18 protein-coding genes and 1 other annotated feature are annotated in these 19,025 nt (G+C 40.4%); of the genes, 12 read left to right on the forward strand and 6 right to left on the reverse strand.

Features of this window, described 5'->3' with window-relative positions; translation table 11 throughout:
- Positions 1-91: 91 nt before the first annotated feature.
- A complete protein-coding gene (locus I6N95_RS18930; RefSeq protein ID WP_209530907.1) occupies positions 92-346 on the reverse strand; it encodes a double zinc ribbon domain-containing protein in 255 nt (84 codons plus the stop codon).
- Between the two features lie 262 nt (positions 347-608).
- On the opposite strand from I6N95_RS18930, the gene I6N95_RS18935 reads away from it, so the two are divergent.
- The 10 genes from I6N95_RS18935 (at position 609) to I6N95_RS18980 (ending at position 11,869) form a co-directional block, all read left to right on the forward strand.
- Positions 609-1,601 (forward strand): alpha/beta hydrolase, encoded by a 993-nt coding sequence (locus tag I6N95_RS18935; RefSeq protein WP_209530908.1) that lies wholly within the window; start codon positions 609-611, stop codon positions 1,599-1,601.
- Between the two features lie 87 nt (positions 1,602-1,688).
- On the forward strand, positions 1,689-2,870 hold the full coding sequence (locus I6N95_RS18940) for an FtsW/RodA/SpoVE family cell cycle protein (RefSeq protein ID WP_209530909.1): 1,182 nt from the start codon (positions 1,689-1,691) through the stop codon (positions 2,868-2,870).
- 107 nt (positions 2,871-2,977) lie between these two features.
- Positions 2,978-3,334 (forward strand): arsenate reductase family protein, encoded by a 357-nt coding sequence (locus I6N95_RS18945; protein ID WP_209530910.1) that lies wholly within the window; start codon positions 2,978-2,980, stop codon positions 3,332-3,334.
- A 21-nt stretch (positions 3,335-3,355) separates the two neighbouring features.
- Positions 3,356-3,688 carry a glycine cleavage system H family protein gene (locus I6N95_RS18950; RefSeq protein WP_209530911.1) on the forward strand — a complete coding sequence of 111 codons (333 nt, stop codon included), beginning with the start codon at positions 3,356-3,358 and terminating at the stop codon, positions 3,686-3,688.
- A gap of 39 nt (positions 3,689-3,727) precedes the next feature.
- Positions 3,728-3,977: a binding site (T-box leader), on the forward strand.
- A gap of 64 nt (positions 3,978-4,041) precedes the next feature.
- Entirely contained in the window at positions 4,042-5,076 is a 1,035-nt protein-coding gene (locus I6N95_RS18955) for a methionine ABC transporter ATP-binding protein (RefSeq protein ID WP_209530912.1), read from the forward strand.
- The gene (locus tag I6N95_RS18960) at positions 5,073-5,762 is read left to right on the forward strand and encodes a methionine ABC transporter permease (protein ID WP_209530913.1); all 690 of its coding nucleotides are present in this window, start codon (positions 5,073-5,075) and stop codon (positions 5,760-5,762) included. The genes I6N95_RS18955 and I6N95_RS18960 overlap by 4 nt, the downstream gene beginning before the upstream one ends.
- Positions 5,763-5,796: 34 nt before the next feature.
- Positions 5,797-6,645 carry a MetQ/NlpA family ABC transporter substrate-binding protein gene (locus tag I6N95_RS18965; RefSeq protein ID WP_209530914.1) on the forward strand — a complete coding sequence of 283 codons (849 nt, stop codon included), beginning with the start codon at positions 5,797-5,799 and terminating at the stop codon, positions 6,643-6,645.
- Between the two features lie 346 nt (positions 6,646-6,991).
- Entirely contained in the window at positions 6,992-7,351 is a 360-nt protein-coding gene (locus I6N95_RS18970) for a DUF1033 family protein (protein ID WP_209530915.1), read from the forward strand.
- Positions 7,299-9,380, forward strand: coding sequence for a DNA topoisomerase 3 (locus I6N95_RS18975; RefSeq protein WP_209530916.1), 2,082 nt, complete (start codon positions 7,299-7,301; stop codon positions 9,378-9,380). The genes I6N95_RS18970 and I6N95_RS18975 overlap by 53 nt, the downstream gene beginning before the upstream one ends.
- Positions 9,381-9,472: 92 nt before the next feature.
- A complete protein-coding gene (locus tag I6N95_RS18980; RefSeq protein WP_209530917.1) occupies positions 9,473-11,869 on the forward strand; it encodes a DNA translocase FtsK in 2,397 nt (798 codons plus the stop codon).
- 50 nt (positions 11,870-11,919) lie between these two features.
- On the opposite strand, the gene I6N95_RS18985 is transcribed toward I6N95_RS18980, so the two are convergent.
- Entirely contained in the window at positions 11,920-14,037 is a 2,118-nt protein-coding gene (locus I6N95_RS18985; RefSeq protein ID WP_209530918.1) for a cation:proton antiporter, read from the reverse strand.
- Positions 14,038-14,242: 205 nt separating this feature from the next.
- Between I6N95_RS18985 and rlmN the strand changes: the two genes are divergently transcribed.
- Complete coding sequence (rlmN, locus tag I6N95_RS18990) at positions 14,243-15,322, forward strand: dual-specificity RNA methyltransferase RlmN (protein WP_209530919.1); 1,080 nt, start codon at positions 14,243-14,245, stop codon at positions 15,320-15,322.
- 30 nt (positions 15,323-15,352) lie between these two features.
- Here rlmN and I6N95_RS18995 read toward each other — a convergent pair whose 3' ends face one another.
- The 4 genes from I6N95_RS18995 to gloA all read right to left on the reverse strand — a co-directional run bounded on the left by I6N95_RS18995 (position 15,353) and on the right by gloA (position 18,138).
- A complete protein-coding gene (locus I6N95_RS18995) occupies positions 15,353-16,174 on the reverse strand; it encodes an NUDIX domain-containing protein (protein ID WP_209530920.1) in 822 nt (273 codons plus the stop codon).
- A 97-nt stretch (positions 16,175-16,271) separates the two neighbouring features.
- Positions 16,272-16,778, reverse strand: a complete 507-nt coding sequence (locus I6N95_RS19000) for a ClbS/DfsB family four-helix bundle protein (RefSeq protein ID WP_209530921.1) — start codon at positions 16,776-16,778, stop codon at positions 16,272-16,274.
- A complete protein-coding gene (locus I6N95_RS19005) occupies positions 16,778-17,605 on the reverse strand; it encodes a MerR family transcriptional regulator (RefSeq protein WP_209530922.1) in 828 nt (275 codons plus the stop codon). Before I6N95_RS19005 ends, I6N95_RS19000 begins: the two co-directional genes overlap by 1 nt.
- Positions 17,606-17,763: 158 nt before the next feature.
- Complete coding sequence (gloA, locus tag I6N95_RS19010) at positions 17,764-18,138, reverse strand: lactoylglutathione lyase (protein WP_209530923.1); 375 nt, start codon at positions 18,136-18,138, stop codon at positions 17,764-17,766.
- Between the two features lie 327 nt (positions 18,139-18,465).
- Between gloA and I6N95_RS19015 the strand changes: the two genes are divergently transcribed.
- Positions 18,466-18,927: an NUDIX hydrolase gene (locus I6N95_RS19015; protein ID WP_209530924.1), complete on the forward strand. Its 462-nt coding sequence runs from the start codon at positions 18,466-18,468 to the stop codon at positions 18,925-18,927.
- The last annotated feature ends 98 nt before the right edge of the window (positions 18,928-19,025 follow it).

A 19,025-nucleotide genomic window follows, 5' to 3' on the forward strand; every position in this document is an offset into this window, starting at 1 on the left:
AGTAAACTTGTATATGTCTTATAAATCAAATGGGGGTTTTATGGTCAATAAAAAAAGCTGATACAATCAGCTTTGGTAATTATTAAATGTGCTAAATTGCTTTTAGATCCAAAGCAATCTCATCAGGAGATTTATCGGATACAGCACTTTCTATCAATAGTTTATTTGTATAGGAGCCGCAATTCTCACAAAAGTAAGCAGCTGCTGGGTTGGTATGTCCACAGTCCTCATTTGTGCAAGTGTTGTACAGCGTGGTGCCGCACTTGATACAAAAATTGGCAACATCGGAGATATCTTCGTTGCCACAAGCTTGGCAGGGATTAAAGCGATTAGAAGTATTGACCATATTGTGAACCTCCTTTTAATTAAATTATAGCAAGTTGTCACTCAAAAGGAAAGAAATGTTCGAATAAATTCTAAATTTAGGCACGAACCATCACAATATGTCTGCTTAGACGTTGATTTTGATTTTTTTAGTCATAACTAAAGAATTGAAAGGCAAATTATGCTATAATTTGACGAAGTTAGTTATATAGGTGATGATAGATGTATTTTGAAAGATAGCTTAGCCCTTGTAACATAAAAATAGATAAATGAGGACTTATTAAATGAAAGAAATGTTTAAAGATACTGGGATCGTACTAGGCGTATGCCTGCTATTTGCCATTTTTATGATGATATTCACCCCCTACCCAGCGACTGCTCTTGTGCACTCATTATTCGCTAATGGCGGAGTGGCAAAAGAACCAGCTGGTTACAGTGAGGTTTTGGAGAAGATTGAGATTAAGCAGGATTTGACTTATGAGTCGCTAATTCCGCAAAATAAGTATGATTTAATTGTTCCTAAAACAGGTGACAATTTTCCTGTGATTTTATGGGTGCATGGTGGCGCGTATGTTGGTGGCCAGAAGTCCGATGTGTCGATTTATGCCAATATGTTAGCGGCTCAAGGCTATGCAGTCGTTAACATGGAATATGATTTGGCTCCAGGTACCCGTTATCCAGGTCCGTTAGTCCAAATGAATGATCTTTATAAAGAATTACAGCGAGTTAGTCAAGCCTATTCCTTGGATCTGAACCAGCTGATTATTGCTGGCGATTCAGCTGGTGGGCAAATTGCCTCTCAATTTATTAATATTCAAGTGAACGATAGTTATAGTCAAGCAGTCAATTTTTTACAAGAAGTTCCTAAAGAAACGATTAAAGGCGCCATCCTGTTTTGCTCTCCTTTTTCGTTAAATGAACTAGCTACTACTCGGCGTATATCGGCGGTCGATTATTTCATTCGCAATGTTGGGTGGGCTTATACAGGAAAAGCTGACTGGGCTAAATCGGAGATTGCCAAAGAAGCGGATTTGTTGGAAGTGGTTAGTGGTGGTTTTCCTGCTACTTTTATCACAGATGGAAATAAGGGTTCCTTTGAAGAACAGGCTAAATCCTTTGTCAAATTAATTGAGTCTCAAGGAACAGATGTGACGACGGCTTTTTATTCTCCAGACGAAGGAGAACTAACGCATGAGTATCAATTTGATATGACACTTCCCCAATCACAACAGACGTTTGCAGCATTAGTCAACTTTTTAAAGGACTTAGATTCCTAAACTTTTCTTAAATTTAGTGACAGAGAAGGTAGCCTACCGATCTTCCGTTATAATGGAAGATGTGATGAGATAGAAAAGAGATGAAAAATGGAAAAAGTGAAATATAAATATAGTTTGGATAATCGCATCGACTATGGCATTATATTGCCTGTTTTTGTCTTATCTTTAATGGGCTTAGCGGCCCTATATGCTGCCTTGAGTAATGATCAAATGACGAAAGATATTATGACGCCGATGTTAAAGCAGCTGCTTTGGATATTGATCGGTGCCATTGCAGTGGTTATTTTGATGCAGTTTAGTTCTAAGATGTTGTGGAAGATCACGCCCTTTGTTTACCTGATGGGATTGGGCTTAATGACCTCTTTGATCTGGTTTCATGATGAAAATTTAGCCGCTTTAACAGGTTCTAAAAACTGGTTTAATTTTGGCGGCTTTACCTTTCAACCGTCGGAACTGATGAAGATTGCCTACATTTTAATGTTGGCCTATGTGGTGACGAAACACAATTTAAAGCATTTGCACACCATCAAAAATGACTTTCTTTTGATTGGTAAACTGATTATTTTTACGATTCCGATTGTTATTTTATTGCAATTTCAAAAGGATTTAGGGACAATGTTAGTTTATGTGGCCATCTTAGGTGGTGTCTTTTTACTATCAGGAATCTCATGGAAAATAGTTTTGCCTACGATTATCGTCTTTATTTTATTAGCAGCAGGTATTCTTTATCTGGTGACCCAAGATGCTGGCCGTGAGTTTTTATTTTCAATGGGAGTCAAACAATACCAACTGGCGCGTATTGACTCGTGGATTGACCCATTCCACGATGCCACGGGTAACTCCATGCAACAAGCTCAAGCGTTGATTGCCATCGGTTCCGGAGGGATGTTTGGCAAAGGCTTTAATGTGTCAGAGGTTTATGTTCCGGTCAGAGAATCAGATATGATTTTTACCATAATCGGTGAAAACTTTGGCTTTGTCGGCGGTACGTTGATGATTTTGATGTATTTTATCTTAATTTATCGCATGATTCGTGTCTGCTTCGATACAAATAATGAATTTTATGCGTATATTGCAACTGGGATTATCATGATGATTTTATTCCATGTCTTTGAAAACATTGGCTCTAACATTGGACTTCTGCCCTTAACCGGGATTCCTTTGCCCTTTGTCAGTCAAGGTGGTTCTTCATTATTAGGGAATTTGATTGGCGTTGGCATCGTGATGTCAATGCGTTTCCAACAAGATGATTATCAGAAATTTAGGTAGTGTTTTAAGAACAGTCCAAAGGGCTGTTCTTTTTTTGGGGTCAGCCTTTAGCTTTGCTTTCTATTTATGTTATACTATTTATAGATAATGATAGAAAGAGGGATTAGATGGTAAATTTTTATTGGTATCCTAAGTGTTCAACATGTAAAAAAGCAAAAGCATGGTTAGATGAAAATAATGTAAAATATAAGACGATCGACATGATTGAGACACCTCCGACTAAAAAGCAATTAGTCGCCTGGATGGAAGCAAGTGACTTACCAGTTCGTCGTTTCTTTAACACAAGTGGAGCTCGCTATCGTGAGCAAGGATTAAAGGAAATTGTCAATGGCTTTTCTAATGAGGAAGCGGCTGGTCGTTTAACCAAAGACGGCATGTTGATTAAACGCCCAATTATGGAGAAAGCAGGACATCAGGTGTTGCTTGGGTTTAAAGAACAGGACTATGCTGAATTATTAAAATAAGGCAATAAATAGGAGTTTACAATGAAAAAAATAGTGAATAAGCAGATCTGGGTGACAAAAGAAGGAGACAGTTTGTCAATTGGTTTGACGAATGAAGGACAAGATGATTTTGGGAGTGTCTCTTTTGTCAGTTTACCTAAGATTGGCGACCGTTTGACAGTTGGTGATTCTTTCGCGGAAATTGAAGCTGAAAAAGCTGTTACTGAATTAGTTACCCCAGTGTCTGGAACTGTCGCTTCAATTAATCAAGAGGCTTTAGCCGATGCCTCATCTTTAGATGTTAAAAATGAAAATTTTGCGTGGATGATTGTGTTAACAGATATTGACGAAAAAGAATTTGATAATTTAGTTTGACAAATTCAAGACAACTTGTTAAAATGAGACACAATAAATGGAAAAGCTTTGAAAAGAAGAGTACTTCTCAAGAATGTTTACAAGAGAGCCCCCATCGGTGAAAAAGGGCAACAGGACTGAGTGGGAAGATGGTCTTTGAGCTGAATAGATGAGCATCGGTAAGTCTATTCCGTCGACACCCGTTAACGTGTAACAGTATCAGGCTAGACCTCGTACTGATTGAGGTTGTTATTGTGAGGTAACAGCAAATAAAGGTGGTAACACGAAACGTCAAACGTTCGTCCTTGTTGTATAACAAGGAGGAACGTTTTTTTAGTTCGTGTCTGAAAGAAATAGAAAGTAGTGTGAAACGGATGGCGCTCATTAATTTGAACCAAGTATCAAAAGAATTTAGCGGGAAAAATGGCACAGTATCAGCAGTCTCCGATGTCAATTTTACCGTCGAAGAAGGAGAAATCTTTGGGATTGTCGGTTACTCTGGTGCAGGTAAAAGTACCTTAGTCCGATTGTTAAATGGCCTGGAAGCTCCCAGTTCGGGGCAGGTGCTGATTGATCAGCAAGATGTGGCAGTGTTGAGTGGTAAAAAGTTGCGGGAGTTTCGCAAAGAGATTGGCATGATCTTCCAGCATTTTAATTTGTTGTGGTCACGAACGGTGATTGAAAATATTGCCTTGCCCTTAGAATTAAGTCGATTGTCTAGGAGAGAGCGGGAGAATAAAGCCTTGGATTTGATTAAACTGGTAGGGTTGGAAGGGCGCGAAGACGCCTATCCAAGTCAATTATCAGGCGGCCAAAAACAGCGGGTGGGAATTGCTCGGGCTTTAGCCAATGACCCCAAAATCCTTTTGTGTGATGAAGGAACAAGTGCACTAGACCCACAAACGACGGATGAAGTTTTGGACTTATTGGCTTCAATTAATCAAAAATTGGGCTTAACGATTGTGCTGATTACTCATGAGATGCATGTCATCCGTAAAATTTGTCACAAGGTAGCGGTGATGGAAAAAGGCAAAATTGTTGAGCAAGGAGATGTTTTGGAGGTATTTAGTAATCCGCAACAAGAAGTGACGAAACGATTTGTGCAACAAGAGACCGTTCCAGAAACGAGAAGTAACCCAGATGCCTTGAACTTCTTAGCGGAAAGCTTTACAGCAGGAAAAATCGTACAGCTAACCTTTGAAGGGCATAAAGCACGTAGCCCGATTATCTCAAAAGTTATCCGTCATTGCCAGGTCGATGTGAATGTCATTCAAGGGCAGATTCAACAGACTCAAACTAGTTCATTTGGTACCTTGATCATTGAACTGACAGGTGCTGAGGAAGAAATTGAGCAAGCCATTCACTTCTTTAAAGAAGAAGGCGTTGGCGTGGAGGTTGGACAAGAATGAAAAAAACATTAACAGAACAGTATTTTGATTTTAGCCAACTTGATTCGGAAAAGTTTATTAAGGCAACCAAAGAAACACTTTATATGACAGCTATTTCGATGTTTTTTGTCATTATCATTGGCTTGTTGTTAGGCTTACTACTCTATTATTTAGGCAAAAGTAAAGACAATAAGACTGCTAAGGTGTTTTATAACGTTATTTCGGTTGTCAGCAATATTTGCCGCTCAGTTCCCTTTATTATTCTGATCATTTTATTAATTCCCATTACTAAGAGTTTGATCGGGTCTTTCTTAGGTCCTAAAGCGGCCATTTTACCGCTGGTTATTTCAGCCGCCCCGTTCTTTGCTCGCTTAGTCGAAATGGCTTTTAGAGAAGTTGACAGTGGGGTATTAGAAGCGTCAGATGCCATGGGAGCTAATCGTCTGCAAGTTATTTTCAAAGTGTTGATACCAGAAAGCATGCCAGCTTTAATTTCTGGGGCAACTGTGACGACGATCACCATGATCGGCTTTACAGCTATGGCTGGGGCCATTAGCGCCGGTGGACTAGGTGACTTGGCTTATCGAGAAGGGTTTACAGGTAACAAACCAACCGTCACTTTATTTGCGACGATTGGCATTTTGATAATTGTGTTTATCATTCAGGGAATCGGCGATTTTGCGGTAAAACGAACAGATAAACGTTAATTATATATAAAGGAAAAGTGGAGGGGAATTTTGTATGAAAAAGAAATTAATCGGGATTTTAGCTGTCTCAGCTCTAGCATTAACGTTAGCAGGGTGTGGGAATTCGGACAAAGCTGCAACAGATGGTAGTGGCAAGAAAGAAGAAACAACAACCTTGAAAGTGGGGGCGTCACCAACGCCTCATGCGGAGATTTTGGAATTTGTGAAACCGCAACTGGAAAAAGAGGGAATTACCTTAGAGATTGAAACCTTTAATGATTATGTTTTGCCAAATAAAGCGCTGGAAGAAAAAGAAATTGATGCCAACTATTTCCAGCATATTCCATTTTTTGACTTAACCGTTAAGGAAAGTGGTTATGATGATTTTGTTAATAAAGGAGCCATTCATATTGAATTAATGGCATTGTATTCACAACGCATTAAAGACATCAAAGACTTAAAAGATGGGGCAACGATCATAACCAGTAATTCTGAATCTGATTGGGGCCGGATTATTACGATGCTTCAAGATGAAGGACTAGTTAAAGTTAAAGAAGGCACTGATTTAACGACGGCAACGTTTGATGATATCGTCGAAAACCCTAAAAAGTTGAAATTTAATCACGATGTTAATCCAGAGCTTTTAGCCGCGACTTATGAAAATGATGAGGCTGACTTGGTGGCAATCAACGCTAACTTTGCAGGTGGTATTGATTTATCACCAGAAAAAGATGGCGTAATTGTTGAAAAAGATAACTCGCCTTATGGAAATATTTTAGCGGTTCGAACTGACAACGAGGATGATCCAGCAATCGAAGCCTTATTTAAAGCGTTGCGTTCAAAAGAAACTCAAGAATGGATTACTGAAAAATGGGATGGCAAAATTAAACCTGTTAGTGAATAAGTCATTGCCTACTCCTATTTGAATATCAATTGGGGCCTATCTCTAAAAAACTACTCATACTGTGGGTAGTTTTTTTATTTAAATAACGATTGTCGTGCTATCTACTGATTGATTGTGACTGAAAACACAGAATGATTTTGTGACGGACTTATGTTAAAATGAAACTCTAGATACTGTGAGATCAGTCTTATTTAGGAAAAAAATAGTTGAGAAGCGTTTTAAACTTATCTTTAATCAGCCGTATGTTATCGCTACGTGATGTTATTTTCAATTCAAAAGTTTGCGGAATAGGTCAAAAGAGATTAGACTGTTAACAGTGAATAAAAAGAGAATAGGATGGGACAACATGTATCAAGTAATTGTAACCTACAGTGAAAATGAACCATGGTGGTTTTTTGATGAATGGCAGGACGATATTGTTGAGGAGCAAGTCTTTGATAATTTAGTCAGTGCCAAATTGGCTTATCAGGAAAAATTTTCCCAATTAAAGGAAGAATATAGTATGATGAGAGAGAAGCCAGATTGTTTAACAGCGTTTTGGAATGAAGGGGAGGTTGCGTATTGTGATGATTGCGACGAGGACCTTCAACAATATAAAGGTTTAATGCTTCTGAAAAATTGTGTGAAACTTTCAGAAGACGGAAAGGATATCGATGAAACAATTAATTATCGCGGAAAAACCAAGTGTTGCAAGAGATTTAGCTAAAGTACTTGGGGCAACGCAAAAAAATAAAAGTTATATTGAAGGCCCAAATGTGATTGTGACTTGGGCACTAGGCCATTTATTAGGCTTGAAAATGCCGGAAGATTACAATAAAGAGTGGTCTGCTTGGAGTATGGAGACATTACCGATGATTCCCAAACGAGTGGGGATTAAACCGTTACCCAAAACAGGGCACCAATTAAAAGCCATCAGTCAGTTAGCTAAGCGTAAAGATGTGAAAGAGGCGGTCATTGCAACGGATGCAGGACGAGAAGGTGAATTAGTTGCCCGTTGGATACTAGAATACGTTCGTTTTGATAAACCCGTCAAGCGGTTGTGGATTTCATCCCAGACCACAAAGGCGATTAAAGATGGGTTTAAAAAACTGGAACCAAGTCAAAAATATGACAATTTGTATCACTCAGCTTTGGCAAGAGCAGAAGCTGATTGGTTAGTTGGGCTAAATGTCACACGAGCACTTACGGTTAAATATGAAGATAGTTTATCTGCTGGTCGCGTGCAAACACCAACCTTGGCCTTAGTGCGTAGACAGGAAGAAAAGATTGAAACCTTCCGACCAGAAAACTTTTTTACTATCGATTTAATCTACCAAGGGGCAAAAGGGCGGTTACAGTTACAAAATCCCCGTCAATTAAAAGAGCGGGCGCAAGCGGACGAACGTTTAGCGCGACTTACTACCAAAAGTGGTAAAGTCACCAGCATTAAAAACAAAACGAAAACAGAGCCGGCCCCTTTACCTTACGATTTGACTGAAATTCAGCGAGAGGCTAATCAGCGTTACGGCTTTTCAGCTAAAAAGACGTTGTCCTTGGTTCAAAGTTTATATGAGATTCACAAGGTAGTGACCTATCCGCGGACGGACTCTAAGTATTTAACGGTGGACATGAAGGGGACGATGAAAGAACGACTTCAAGCGGTCGCTAGTTATTATCCAGAAGAAGCCAAAAAATACCTTCGCACAGGCGCTCAAGTAAAGGCAACAAAAGTTTTTCAAGATAGTAAGGTAACGGATCACCACGCGTTAATCCCGACGGAACAAGTGGCACGACCAGAGAAGATGGATAATGATGAGCAGAAGATCTATCAAATGATCACCTTGCGTTTCCTAGGTCTATTTGCTGAGAATCACGTTGCGAATCAACAGACGATTGAAGTCAAGATTGATCAGGAACACTTTATTTTTAGACAAAGTAAGATTGAAACGGCTGGTTGGAAACTGAGTACCAAGGATGAGGTTGAGAAGCAGGTTGAATTTAAAGAAGGCATGGTTATTCCAGCTAAGTTTAATATTAATAAAGAAGTCACGACACCGCCAAGTCCTTTAAACGAAGGAACTTTATTAGGAGGGATGGAAAAGCATAATTTGGGAACGCCTGCTACTCGAGCGGAAATCATTGAAAAATTGATAAAATCCGAATTGATGGAACGAAACAACAGTCGTCTGACAGTTAGTCCCAAAGGCAAGCAATTACTAAAATTAGTCAATCCTTCTTTAGTATCGCCAGATCTGACAGAAAAATGGGAAACCGCCTTGGAAGAAATTGCTCTCGGCAAACGAAAAAGCCAGGAGTTTATCAAGGAAATTGAGAGAGATACTGAAAAGCTAGTGAAGGAAATTAAGGTTAGCGAGAAGAAATACACGGATTTTTCGATTACGTCTAAGGAATGTCCAGAGTGTGGGTCAGCTCTTCGAGAACGCAATACGCGTGATGGCAAAGTCTTTGTTTGCACTAGCGAAAGCTGCTCTTATCGCCGTCGCAAGGATCCAAAAGTTTCGAATAAGCGATGTCCTCAATGCCATCGCAAGATGGAGATTCATGAAGGTAAGAAGGGCGAGTTTTTCAAGTGTAAGTACTGTGTCATTACGGAAAAAATCCCTACGGGCAACGAGCGCAAGAAAAAAATGTCGAAACACGAAGAAAAAAAATTGCTAAAACAATATAGCCAGCCGACAGAAGTGGAGGAGAGTCCTTTGGCTCTTGCTCTTAAGGCAGCGATGAAAGATCAATAAGGTCATAAAGAGAAAAGAGAGAATAAGAAGTTATTTATTCTCTCTTTTCGTGTATAATAAGGAAGTAACGGTAATAGAAGGGGAGGTTTGAGATGGCGAAGAAAAAAAATACTCGTGCGAAGATGACTAAAAAACAACAAGCTCAACGAGAGCGAATGGTTTATTTGTTTATTGGGATCATTTTTGTCTTGTTTGGTTTATTCGGCACGTTAAAACTTGGCTTTCTCGGTATTTTAATTGCAAATGTGTTCCGCTTTATCGCTGGAAATACGTATCCTGTGATGGGGGTTCTACTGATCATATATGGTTTGCTTTTAGTGTTTATGGGGAAAGAACTGAAAATTAAAAAGAAAAAATTGGCCGTTGGTGCAGTTATTTTTTATTGCGGGTTATTAATGTTGCTACACGCCTGGCTTTTCAAGGAAGCTTTAGCTGGCGATGTGAATATTATCAGCGTCACCTGGCAAAAATTATTCACGGAAATTCGTGGTAATGTGATTAAAGAGTCAGTCGGTGGTGGCATGATCGGGGCAGTTTTATATGGAGTTAGTTATTTTCTTGTGTCTCAGCTAGGGACCTACATAATTGCGGGGCTCTTAATGTTGATTGGGGTCTTTTTAATCGCTGATATTCACTGGTTTCAGGTTGTTGATTTCTTAAAACTTGGGGGCTCAAAATTAGGCTCAAACCTAAGTGAACACCAAGCCAAGTTGGCGGAAAGGCGAGAGGTTAAGGCCGCCCAGAAAGCTGATGCAGCTGAAAAACAACGCTTAGCCGATGAAGCAGCCGCGGAAGAAGCGCGTAAAAATAATGTTCGCGATCTGTCACCAGGGGAACAATTGGCTCGGACTGAAGCGGCGGAGACGATTATTGAGAAGCACGATGAACCAGAGCAACTGGCCCTTGAAATCGATAGTTATCAGAATCAGTACCAAACCGAGGTAAAAGAACCAATCAAACGAACGGCTTCAAAAAAAGAGACAGAAGGTTCAGATGAAGAATTAGAATTTGAAATTCCAGAAGAAACGGAAGATCGGGATTATTTATTACCACCGTCTGATATCTTAAATGAGATTCCTTTAACGGATCAAAGTGATGAATATTCATCGATTGAAAAAAATGTTGGCGTTTTGGAAAATACGTTTAAAAGTTTTGGCGTGGATGCTAAAGTCGTTCGAGCAAGCTTAGGCCCCTCAGTGACCAAGTATGAAATTCAACCAGCTGTCGGCGTTAAAGTGAGTAAAATTGTCGGATTAACGGATGATCTTGCGCTGGCCTTAGCTGCGAAAGATATTCGGATGGAGGCGCCTATTCCTGGGAAGTCACTGATTGGGATTGAAGTGCCAAACAATGCGGTCAGCACGGTTTCTTTCCGTGATATTGTGGAAGCTCAGCCAAAACATGATGATAATCTGCTGGAAGTGCCATTGGGACGAGATATTTCAGGTTCAGTTATCTCTGCCGATTTAGCCAAAATGCCTCATCTACTGATTGCCGGTTCCACTGGGAGCGGGAAATCTGTGTGTATCAATGGGATCATTACCAGTATTTTGATGCGAGCTAAACCTCACGAAGTAAAAATGATGATGATTGACCCAAAGATGGTGGAATTGAATGTTTATAACGGGATTCCTCATCTGTTAACACCCGTGGTGACCAATCCTCGTAAGGCGGCTCAAGCCTTACACAAGGTGGTGACAGAGATGGAACGCCGCTATGAGTTATTCGCAGGCAGTGGGGTTAGAAATATTACGGGCTATAATCAAATGGTCATGCAACACAATATGGAAGATGGTGAGAATCGACCAGTTCTGCCTTTTATTGTCGTGATTGTTGATGAGTTAGCCGATTTGATGATGGTGGCCAGCAATGAAGTGGAAGATGCGATTACACGACTGGCTCAAATGGCTCGAGCTGCGGGAATTCACATGATATTAGCCACTCAACGGCCAAGTGTCGATGTTATTACAGGGATAATCAAAGCCAATGTGCCATCGAGAATTGCCTTCGCTGTATCAAGCGGCACAGATTCGCGAACGATTATTGACAGTAATGGTGCTGAGAAGTTGCTAGGACGTGGCGATATGCTCTTTTTACCAATGGGAGAGAATAAACCAATTCGTGTTCAAGGGGCCTTTATTTCTGACTCAGAAGTGGAAGACATTGTTGGGTTTGTGACGGAGCAGCAAGGGGCAGATTATCAGGAAAGCATGATGCCAAGTGATGAGCCGAGTGGCGGTTCAGGTAATGGTGAACCCCTTGATGAATTATTTGATGATGCCGTTGCAATGGTGATTGAAATGGACACTGCGAGTATTTCCATGATACAACGACGTTTTCGAGTAGGCTATAATCGGGCTGCGCGGATTGTTGACCAAATGGAAGAGCAAGGTGTAGTTGGACCACCAGAAGGCAGTAAGCCTCGTAAAGTCTTGGTAAGCTTTATGTCAGAGGAAGAGCCGACAGGTCAAGAAAGTTTAGATGTTTAAAAAGAAGTTCGGACAACGAAAGGCTGTTTTCGTTGTCCGAACTTCTTTATCTAATGGCTGTCACTCTGTAAGAGGGAACTTTCGTAATAGTTCAAGGATTGTCTCAAGTGATTGGCCATACTTAAGGTGATCTGACCATTTTGAAATAAATCCTGAACGGTTTCTCGCTCGGCATCAAGTGCCTTCATATAATATTCTTGCATTAATTTTTGATAATCTTTTTTACTTTGAGAGCTTAATTGCTTGATTCGTTGGAGTTTGTGCAAATATTCGTGATGCTTTTGATTGACAATATGCTTATGTAATTCAATGCCATCACTTGTTTCGTCAAGTCCTTTTTTATACGATCGTAAGAAATTGATGGCGCCTTTCGTGCTTTCGATTTCCAGCTTTAGAAGGGAGGTTTCCCCCAGCAGCATTTGTTCAGGCTGTTGCTTGGATTTGATACGCCAAAAAACTAGATTTCCCTGACGGCGTAAGATCGTTAACACCCGTTTAAAGGAATTAACAAAACCTGGTTGGAGGGCTTCTTTTTTGGTGGCAACCACTTTTAAGTAGTTGCGGGCAAACCGCTCCGAAACGTCGCCATTTTTAACTGCTTCTTCAACGCCGTGGAGTTCACCCGCTATGGCCACCTCTTGAACTTGTTTTTCCAACGTGGCATAAAGCCGGTTGGTTTGATCGTCATTTTGTTCACGGTAAAGGTAACGTAAGCGCGATTCAAATTCTTGAATCAAGTCAGCTAAAATCAGGTGATCCTGTTTGCTTAAGGTTTCTTGTTTTAACACGAGAATTGCGTGTTTAATCATGAGTTTTCGGGCTTCCAGTTCGGTTAAATTGGCTTCAGAGCCTGCCACTACTTGCTTATTCAACGTATCAGAGTTAGCAGAGCAGTCATCTCCAACAAGGGCCAATCGTTTTTTCTGTTTGGTTAAGATTGGTAGAGCAAGAGTTGCCACGATTAGACTGGTTAAGATGACACCACAAGCCAAAGTGATAATCAGTGGTCGCTCTAAGAAAAGCTCACCACTAGGTAAGAAAAGAGGCATCGACATGATGGATGCCATTGTCACAGCGCCTCGTACACCTGTTAAACCGGTCATTAAGGCCGTGATGAACGAAGGTTTGTCATTCTTACCATTATTTTTGCGCAAGTAAGTCAGCCACATATACATGTACGACCAGGCGACTCGAATGACTAGCAAGAAAATCCAAATACATAAAATCCAGAAAAGTAAGGTGCCATTGTGGATTAAGGGATTTTCAATGGTTCCCCGCATGGCAATCGGTAATTCGATGCCGAGCAAAATAAAGACCAAGCCATTTAAAAGATAAACTAAGATATCCCACATCTTATTAGTGACCAAACGAACTTCTGAATGCTGACTTCTAAAAATCGGTGCTTGATTGATGGATAAAACGCCGGCAGCTACGACAGCAATCACGCCAGAGGCATGGGCGACCTCGTCTGCTAAAATATAGATCACAAAAGGGGTCAAAATTTGAATGGTAGTATGAAGCACTACGTCTTGAATACCTTGTTGAACTAAGAAAACCCGTAAGAAATGGACAAATGAAATCAATGCCACCCCGATTAACCCACCAACCAAGGCCATGTACATAAAATCTCCAGCCGCTTGTGTCACCGAAAACTGCCCAGTCATAAAGGCTGCTAAGGCGTATTTAAAGGCGATTAACCCACTGGCATCATTGATGAGACTTTCACCGCTGATTAAGCTTAAGATTTTAGGCGGTAATTTGATCTGTTCGGCGATGCCATGGACCGCTACGGGATCTGTTGGGGATAGTACCGCTACTAACGCCATGGCGAGAGCTAAGGGGACTTCTGGAATTAGCCAGTGAATAAAAAAACCGCCAACCAGTGTTGTTAAAAGGACCAACCAAATGGCATAGGCGAAGATCGGCGCTTTTAGTTCCCACAGCTCGTTTTTCGGAAAAAGTTTGCCATCATTAAAGAGCAATGGGGCAACAAATAGGAGCATAAACCAATCGGCGTCTAAATCTATTTGAATATCAAACACTAGTGCGATGATAAGTCCTACGGCAATTTCGATTAAAGCGGTAGGAACGGCTACTAAATAATGACTAATTATATTGGATATAATAACAAGAACTATCATCATGATACTTGCTACTAAAATATTCATACACATCACCTCTCACATATTATAGCAAATAAAAGTCAAAATAGGTCAATAAAAGCCTGATTTTATTAAGATATATCTGTTATTTTTTTTAAGAATTAATTTTTTGCAATAACAATTATTCCAATAGAGATGGGATCGGTTATTGCAATAAAGGTGAATTTAAGATATAGTATTCGGAGGAAGATATGAGAAATGAGGAAATAGCGTGGAGAAACAATCAATTTATGGCTTGACGATCAGCGATCTTCAAACTTGGTTTGAGGAGCAGGGAGATAAAAAGTTCCGTGCTGCCCAAGTCTGGGATTGGCTATATATTAAGCGGGTAAAAACTTTTTCTGAGATGAGTAATCTCTCAAAACAAACAAGCGATCTCTTAACAGAAACTTTTGATATGAGTCCCTTAAATCAAGTGGTGGTACAAGAATCTCAAGATGGCACGATTAAATACTTGTTTGAGTTATCAGACAAAAATATGATTGAGACAGTTTTAATGCGCCATGAATACGGCCTGTCAGTCTGTGTTACCACTCAAGTCGGTTGCAACATCGGGTGCACATTCTGTGCCAGTGGGCTCTTGACGAAGCAACGTGATTTAACAGCAGGCGAAATAGTGGCTCAAATTATGCAAGTTCAGTTTTATTTAGATGAGCGGGGGCAGGATGAGCGAGTTAGTCATATTGTTGTGATGGGAATCGGTGAACCTTTTGACAATTATGATAATGTGATGAAATTTTTGCATGTTGTTAACGATGCGAAAGGGCTAGCTATCGGCGCTCGCCATATAACGGTCTCAACGAGTGGGTTGATTCACAAGATTCGTGAATTTGCTGAAAACGGCTTACAAGTTAACTTGGCTATATCGTTGCATGCGCCAAATAATGAGGTAAGAACGTCGATTATGCGGATAAATCGCAGTAACCCGGTTGAAAAGCTAATGGCCGCAGTCGATGATTACATTGAAAAAACCAATCGTCGGATTACTTTTGAGTATATTATGTTGTCCAATGTCAATGATCGCCCAGAACATGCCCGTCAGTTGGCCGAGTTGCTTAAGGACAAGAAAAAACTGACTTATGTTAACTTGATTCCGTATAACCCAGTCAGCGAACATGATCAGTACAGTCGTAGCACAAAAGAAGATGTGCTAGCATTTTATGATATTTTAAAAAAGAATGGCGTCAACTGTGTCATTCGCAAAGAACAAGGGACTGATATCGACGCGGCTTGTGGTCAATTGCGCAGTAAACAGATTAAGAAAAAAGAACGCAAAGTGGCGCAAAAATAAAAAAGCTTGGATCAGAAGATCCAAGCTTTTTTAATCTTCTAAATGTTTTAAGCGATAAATCTTCGATGGGCGCCCAATGCCAGTCGGACGTTCGCCGATTTCAACAAAGTAGTCTAGCATGGCTTTTTTGTAGTTGGAATGGTCGATGCTTTTATAATCTACCCCTAAAAATTTAGCAAAAACCTTGCGTGCTTCGGTAATCGAAAAATCTTCCCCTAAGACTTGGAGGACTTTGGGTTCGTGATACATTTTATTGAGGACGCGTTTAAAGGCTTTTAAAATGATTCGCTCGTGGTCAAAGGCCAGAGTCTCGCTGCCAATCGATGTTTCCGAGGCTAAATCTAAAATAATCGCATCGTGTTGCCCATTTTCCAGTTTTAAGAGATGGCCTTCGCGCTTAATAGTAAACCATTTGGCAGCCTTGGCATCATCGCCAGCGGTTAATGGATTTTCGCCGATAAAAGCCAAGTAGCTGACAGTAATAACCCAACCACGAGGGTCACGATTAGGTGTGCTAAAAGTATGAAGTTGTTCAATATTATGGAAGTTGATGGTAACGCCAGTTTCTTCCTTCGTTTCCCTGATACAACTGTCTTCTGTGGCTTCATTTCGATTGACGAAACCACCAGGAAGGGCCCAAGAATATTGATAAGGATGGGTGTTTCGCTGGACTAATAAAATTTTAAGTTGATCTTCAGCTCGATTATAACAAAGTAAGACATTATCAACAGTTACGGAAGGTGTTTCATATTTTGGTAAGTCCTGCTGAGAGTACCATACTAGAAATTCTTCTTCACTTGCGGCTGTTTCAAAATAATGTTTTTCTGCTTGTTTCGAAGAAAAACGAGTCATGAGTCATCTGTCCTTTCTGTTACGTGTTGAATTAAAAGTATTATATACTTTATTGTAACAGAAAAGCTCAATGAGTAAAACCAGAAAAGTTTGGTTGTTATTTTAGTGTTCGTTGGTAGCGACGAATTTTTTTTAATGCCCAGTCATAGTGGCTGGATGTAGCCGAAACAAAGTAAGCTCCCAAGCTAGTAGTATTGGTCCAAGGGTATACTTTTTTAGTAAATAATTCTTCATTTGTATGGGACTTAATTAAACGTAACATCAGCTGATGACTTTCAGCTAAAAGTGTCAATGCTTCCTGAAAACTGGTTTCTTGATAATCTTGCCAAATGACCAGATTCATATCAGCTGTTGTTTTCCAGGTGTAGCCTTCTCGAGGCATTACAGGTTTCTCACCTTTCATCCCTAAGTCGTACCAGTTGTTCATCATCAACTGCCATTCATGCAAATGAACTAAAACGTCTCGGATATTACGATCGCGATCTTCAAATGGGAAGCTGCCAATTTGTTGCTCTGGAGAAAGTGAGGCAATCAGGTTTAAGAGTGTGTGGTACTTGTCCTCACTATAGGCTAAAAGTTCGTCTTTGCTTTTTGGTCGTGCCATTATGCTTCATCCTTTCTGGGAGTGATTTGGTAACAGGCTTCAGTTACCCAGTCTTCTTGAATTTGACTGTCAGCTGGTGAAACATGAAAAATGTTGAACATGGGGCCAGCTAATTGATACTGATTAATTTCCATCCAAGTCGCAACGGCTTCGGCAACAGAAGGCATTTGGTCGTAGCTGCCGTTAAAAGTAACCGAGGCCACATGGGTGTCGGGAACTCGCTTAAAATGAACTAAGTCAGTATTGAGATAGCGGCCCTTAACAGCGCTTTGAACTTCTGTGTCGATATTTTGTTCTTGGTATTCATCGCCGTGGTAAAGAGTTAGTCCCAAAGGGGGGCTAGTCAGTGTGACTTGTTGTTTTTCTGCTTCGGCTCCGAGGATCTCCCATAGACGGGTTTCAGCTTCGTAAGAGCTGATCACTTGTCTTACGCTGATTACTTGGCGCTCAGGTATCCATTTTTCAACGACGTGATACTGAGGTAAAGTGCTGTGCTGCTGAATGATATCAGTAGCAGAGGCAATTAGTAATTGTTGTCGTTTTAGTTGCGCCAATTCGTCTGTCACTTCCTGTTGGCGAATTTCAAAGTAGCGCTCCAAAGTGATGTCTGGTTGATTTACGAGCATATCTTTGATCAGCGCTAATGAGAATCCTAAGGCTTGTAGTTGCTTGATTTTATTGACCGTCGCCAATTGTGCTGCCTGATAATAGCGATAGTCGGATTGATCGTCAATTAAGTGTGGGGTCAGTAGTTCCAACTTATCGTAATGCCTTAACATTCGCACGCTTGTGTTAGACAGTCGGGAAAATTCGCCAATTTTAAACATCTTGCATCCTCCTCATTTGTTGTGATTAAGTCTATTATACTGTCTGACATAGTGTGAGAGTCAACTAAAGTTAGGCAAATAAGCTCGAAAGGAACAAGAGAGAGCGTTAAAGACCAAGCAAAACCGACTAAGAAAGCTCTTAGTCGGTTAGTTAGGAGTTATTTTTCGCGAATAACTTCGATTTTATAGCCATCTGGATCAACGATAAAATAATATGATGGCGGAACGCCTGGCAAGGCTTTTAGATCAGTGACATTAAAACCAGCAGCTGAGTGCTGTGCATGCAAACCTTCCAAATCATCTGTAGCGATGGCGATATGACCATAGCCATTGCCTAAATCATAGGGTTCGTGGTCATAATTGTAAGTTAATTCCAATTCATAGCCGTCTTCCGGCAAGGTTAAATAAACCAACGTAAATTTATTTTCTGGGAAGTCGCGACGGCGAGTTTCATTAAAATTAAAGGCTTTTTGATAAAAATCCACTGAAGCTTCCAAGTCTTTTACACGGACACATGTGTGTGCCATTTTCATAAGTCATCATCCTTTCAAATTAACAGTCTACCCTTCCATTTTAGCATAGGCGGGATTGAGAATTCTAGTTAAAAGATTACTCGCGAGGTATCATCCTCGTAATGAATCAGCAGAGCTCCACAGGATTAACCGAATGATCATCTGATGAGAGTGTGCATACAGTTTTCATTGGATGACCTTTAACGGTTAAAAATTACTGGAATCGGAGTTTTGGGTAATAAGTATTTAATAGATATTACACATCCTTACGCTTTTATGGGGTTTCTTGTTGCGTAGATCTTTGGGATAACGTAAAATAGAAAGAAAACTGAAGGGAACTAACTAAAGATGACTGAGGTTCCAATTTTTGGCGAGAAAATTGCTGGAGTTCATTATGTCGAAAGGCATGGCGCCTATATTATTATTCAAAATCAACAGGAAAAAATCGTCTTAGTTCAGGCACCAAACGGCGCTTATTTTTTACCTGGTGGCGAAATCGAAGGCCGTGAAACGCAATTAGAGGCGATCCATCGAGAAGTGATGGAAGAATTAGGAGTTGAGGTTGAAATTGATAGCTATTTAGGTCAAGCTGACGATTATTTTTATTCTCGTCATCGCGACACTTATTTTCACAATCCAGCTTATTTTTTTTCGGCAAAAACCTGGCAAGAAGTATGCGCCCCTTTAGAAGATTTTAATGTGATTGAATGGTTTTCGGTTGAGGAAGGGATTGAAAAGTTGAAGCGTGGTAGCCATAAATGGGCTGTTGAAGAATGGCTAAGTAGCCAAGTAAAAAGGGCTGAGACCTAAACAGTGATTGCTTCGCGAGTGCCAAGGCGTCACTTCCTTCTTCAGTATTTAGTGTTTAGATCTAGGAGAGCAGCTTTTTGAAGTAGCTCAGTTCCTGA

The sequence above is a fragment of the Vagococcus allomyrinae genome (genome assembly GCF_017829975.1).
Lineage (GTDB): Bacteria > Bacillota > Bacilli > Lactobacillales > Vagococcaceae > Vagococcus_D > Vagococcus_D allomyrinae.

Bases quoted from the DNA above. Each gene is read 5' to 3' on its own strand.
- I6N95_RS19000 (WP_209530921.1), bottom strand. From the start codon at position 16,778: ATGGCACGACCAAAAAGCAAAGACGAACTTTTAGCCTATAGTGAGGAC.
- I6N95_RS18930 (WP_209530907.1), bottom strand. From the start codon at position 346: ATGGTCAATACTTCTAATCGCTTTAATCCCTGCCAAGCTTGTGGCAAC.
- I6N95_RS18955 (WP_209530912.1), top strand. From the start codon at position 4,042: ATGGCGCTCATTAATTTGAACCAAGTATCAAAAGAATTTAGCGGGAAA.
- I6N95_RS18965 (WP_209530914.1), top strand. From the start codon at position 5,797: ATGAAAAAGAAATTAATCGGGATTTTAGCTGTCTCAGCTCTAGCATTA.
- I6N95_RS18960 (WP_209530913.1), top strand. From the start codon at position 5,073: ATGAAAAAAACATTAACAGAACAGTATTTTGATTTTAGCCAACTTGAT.
- I6N95_RS18995 (WP_209530920.1), bottom strand. From the start codon at position 16,174: ATGACTCGTTTTTCTTCGAAACAAGCAGAAAAACATTATTTTGAAACA.
- I6N95_RS18985 (WP_209530918.1), bottom strand. From the start codon at position 14,037: ATGAATATTTTAGTAGCAAGTATCATGATGATAGTTCTTGTTATTATA.
- I6N95_RS18935 (WP_209530908.1), top strand. From the start codon at position 609: ATGAAAGAAATGTTTAAAGATACTGGGATCGTACTAGGCGTATGCCTG.
- I6N95_RS18950 (WP_209530911.1), top strand. From the start codon at position 3,356: ATGAAAAAAATAGTGAATAAGCAGATCTGGGTGACAAAAGAAGGAGAC.
- I6N95_RS18980 (WP_209530917.1), top strand. From the start codon at position 9,473: ATGGCGAAGAAAAAAAATACTCGTGCGAAGATGACTAAAAAACAACAA.
- I6N95_RS18940 (WP_209530909.1), top strand. From the start codon at position 1,689: ATGGAAAAAGTGAAATATAAATATAGTTTGGATAATCGCATCGACTAT.
- I6N95_RS18945 (WP_209530910.1), top strand. From the start codon at position 2,978: ATGGTAAATTTTTATTGGTATCCTAAGTGTTCAACATGTAAAAAAGCA.
- I6N95_RS18970 (WP_209530915.1), top strand. From the start codon at position 6,992: ATGTATCAAGTAATTGTAACCTACAGTGAAAATGAACCATGGTGGTTT.
- I6N95_RS18975 (WP_209530916.1), top strand. From the start codon at position 7,299: ATGAAACAATTAATTATCGCGGAAAAACCAAGTGTTGCAAGAGATTTA.
- I6N95_RS19005 (WP_209530922.1), bottom strand. From the start codon at position 17,605: ATGTTTAAAATTGGCGAATTTTCCCGACTGTCTAACACAAGCGTGCGA.
- I6N95_RS19015 (WP_209530924.1), top strand. From the start codon at position 18,466: ATGACTGAGGTTCCAATTTTTGGCGAGAAAATTGCTGGAGTTCATTAT.
- gloA (WP_209530923.1), bottom strand. From the start codon at position 18,138: ATGAAAATGGCACACACATGTGTCCGTGTAAAAGACTTGGAAGCTTCA.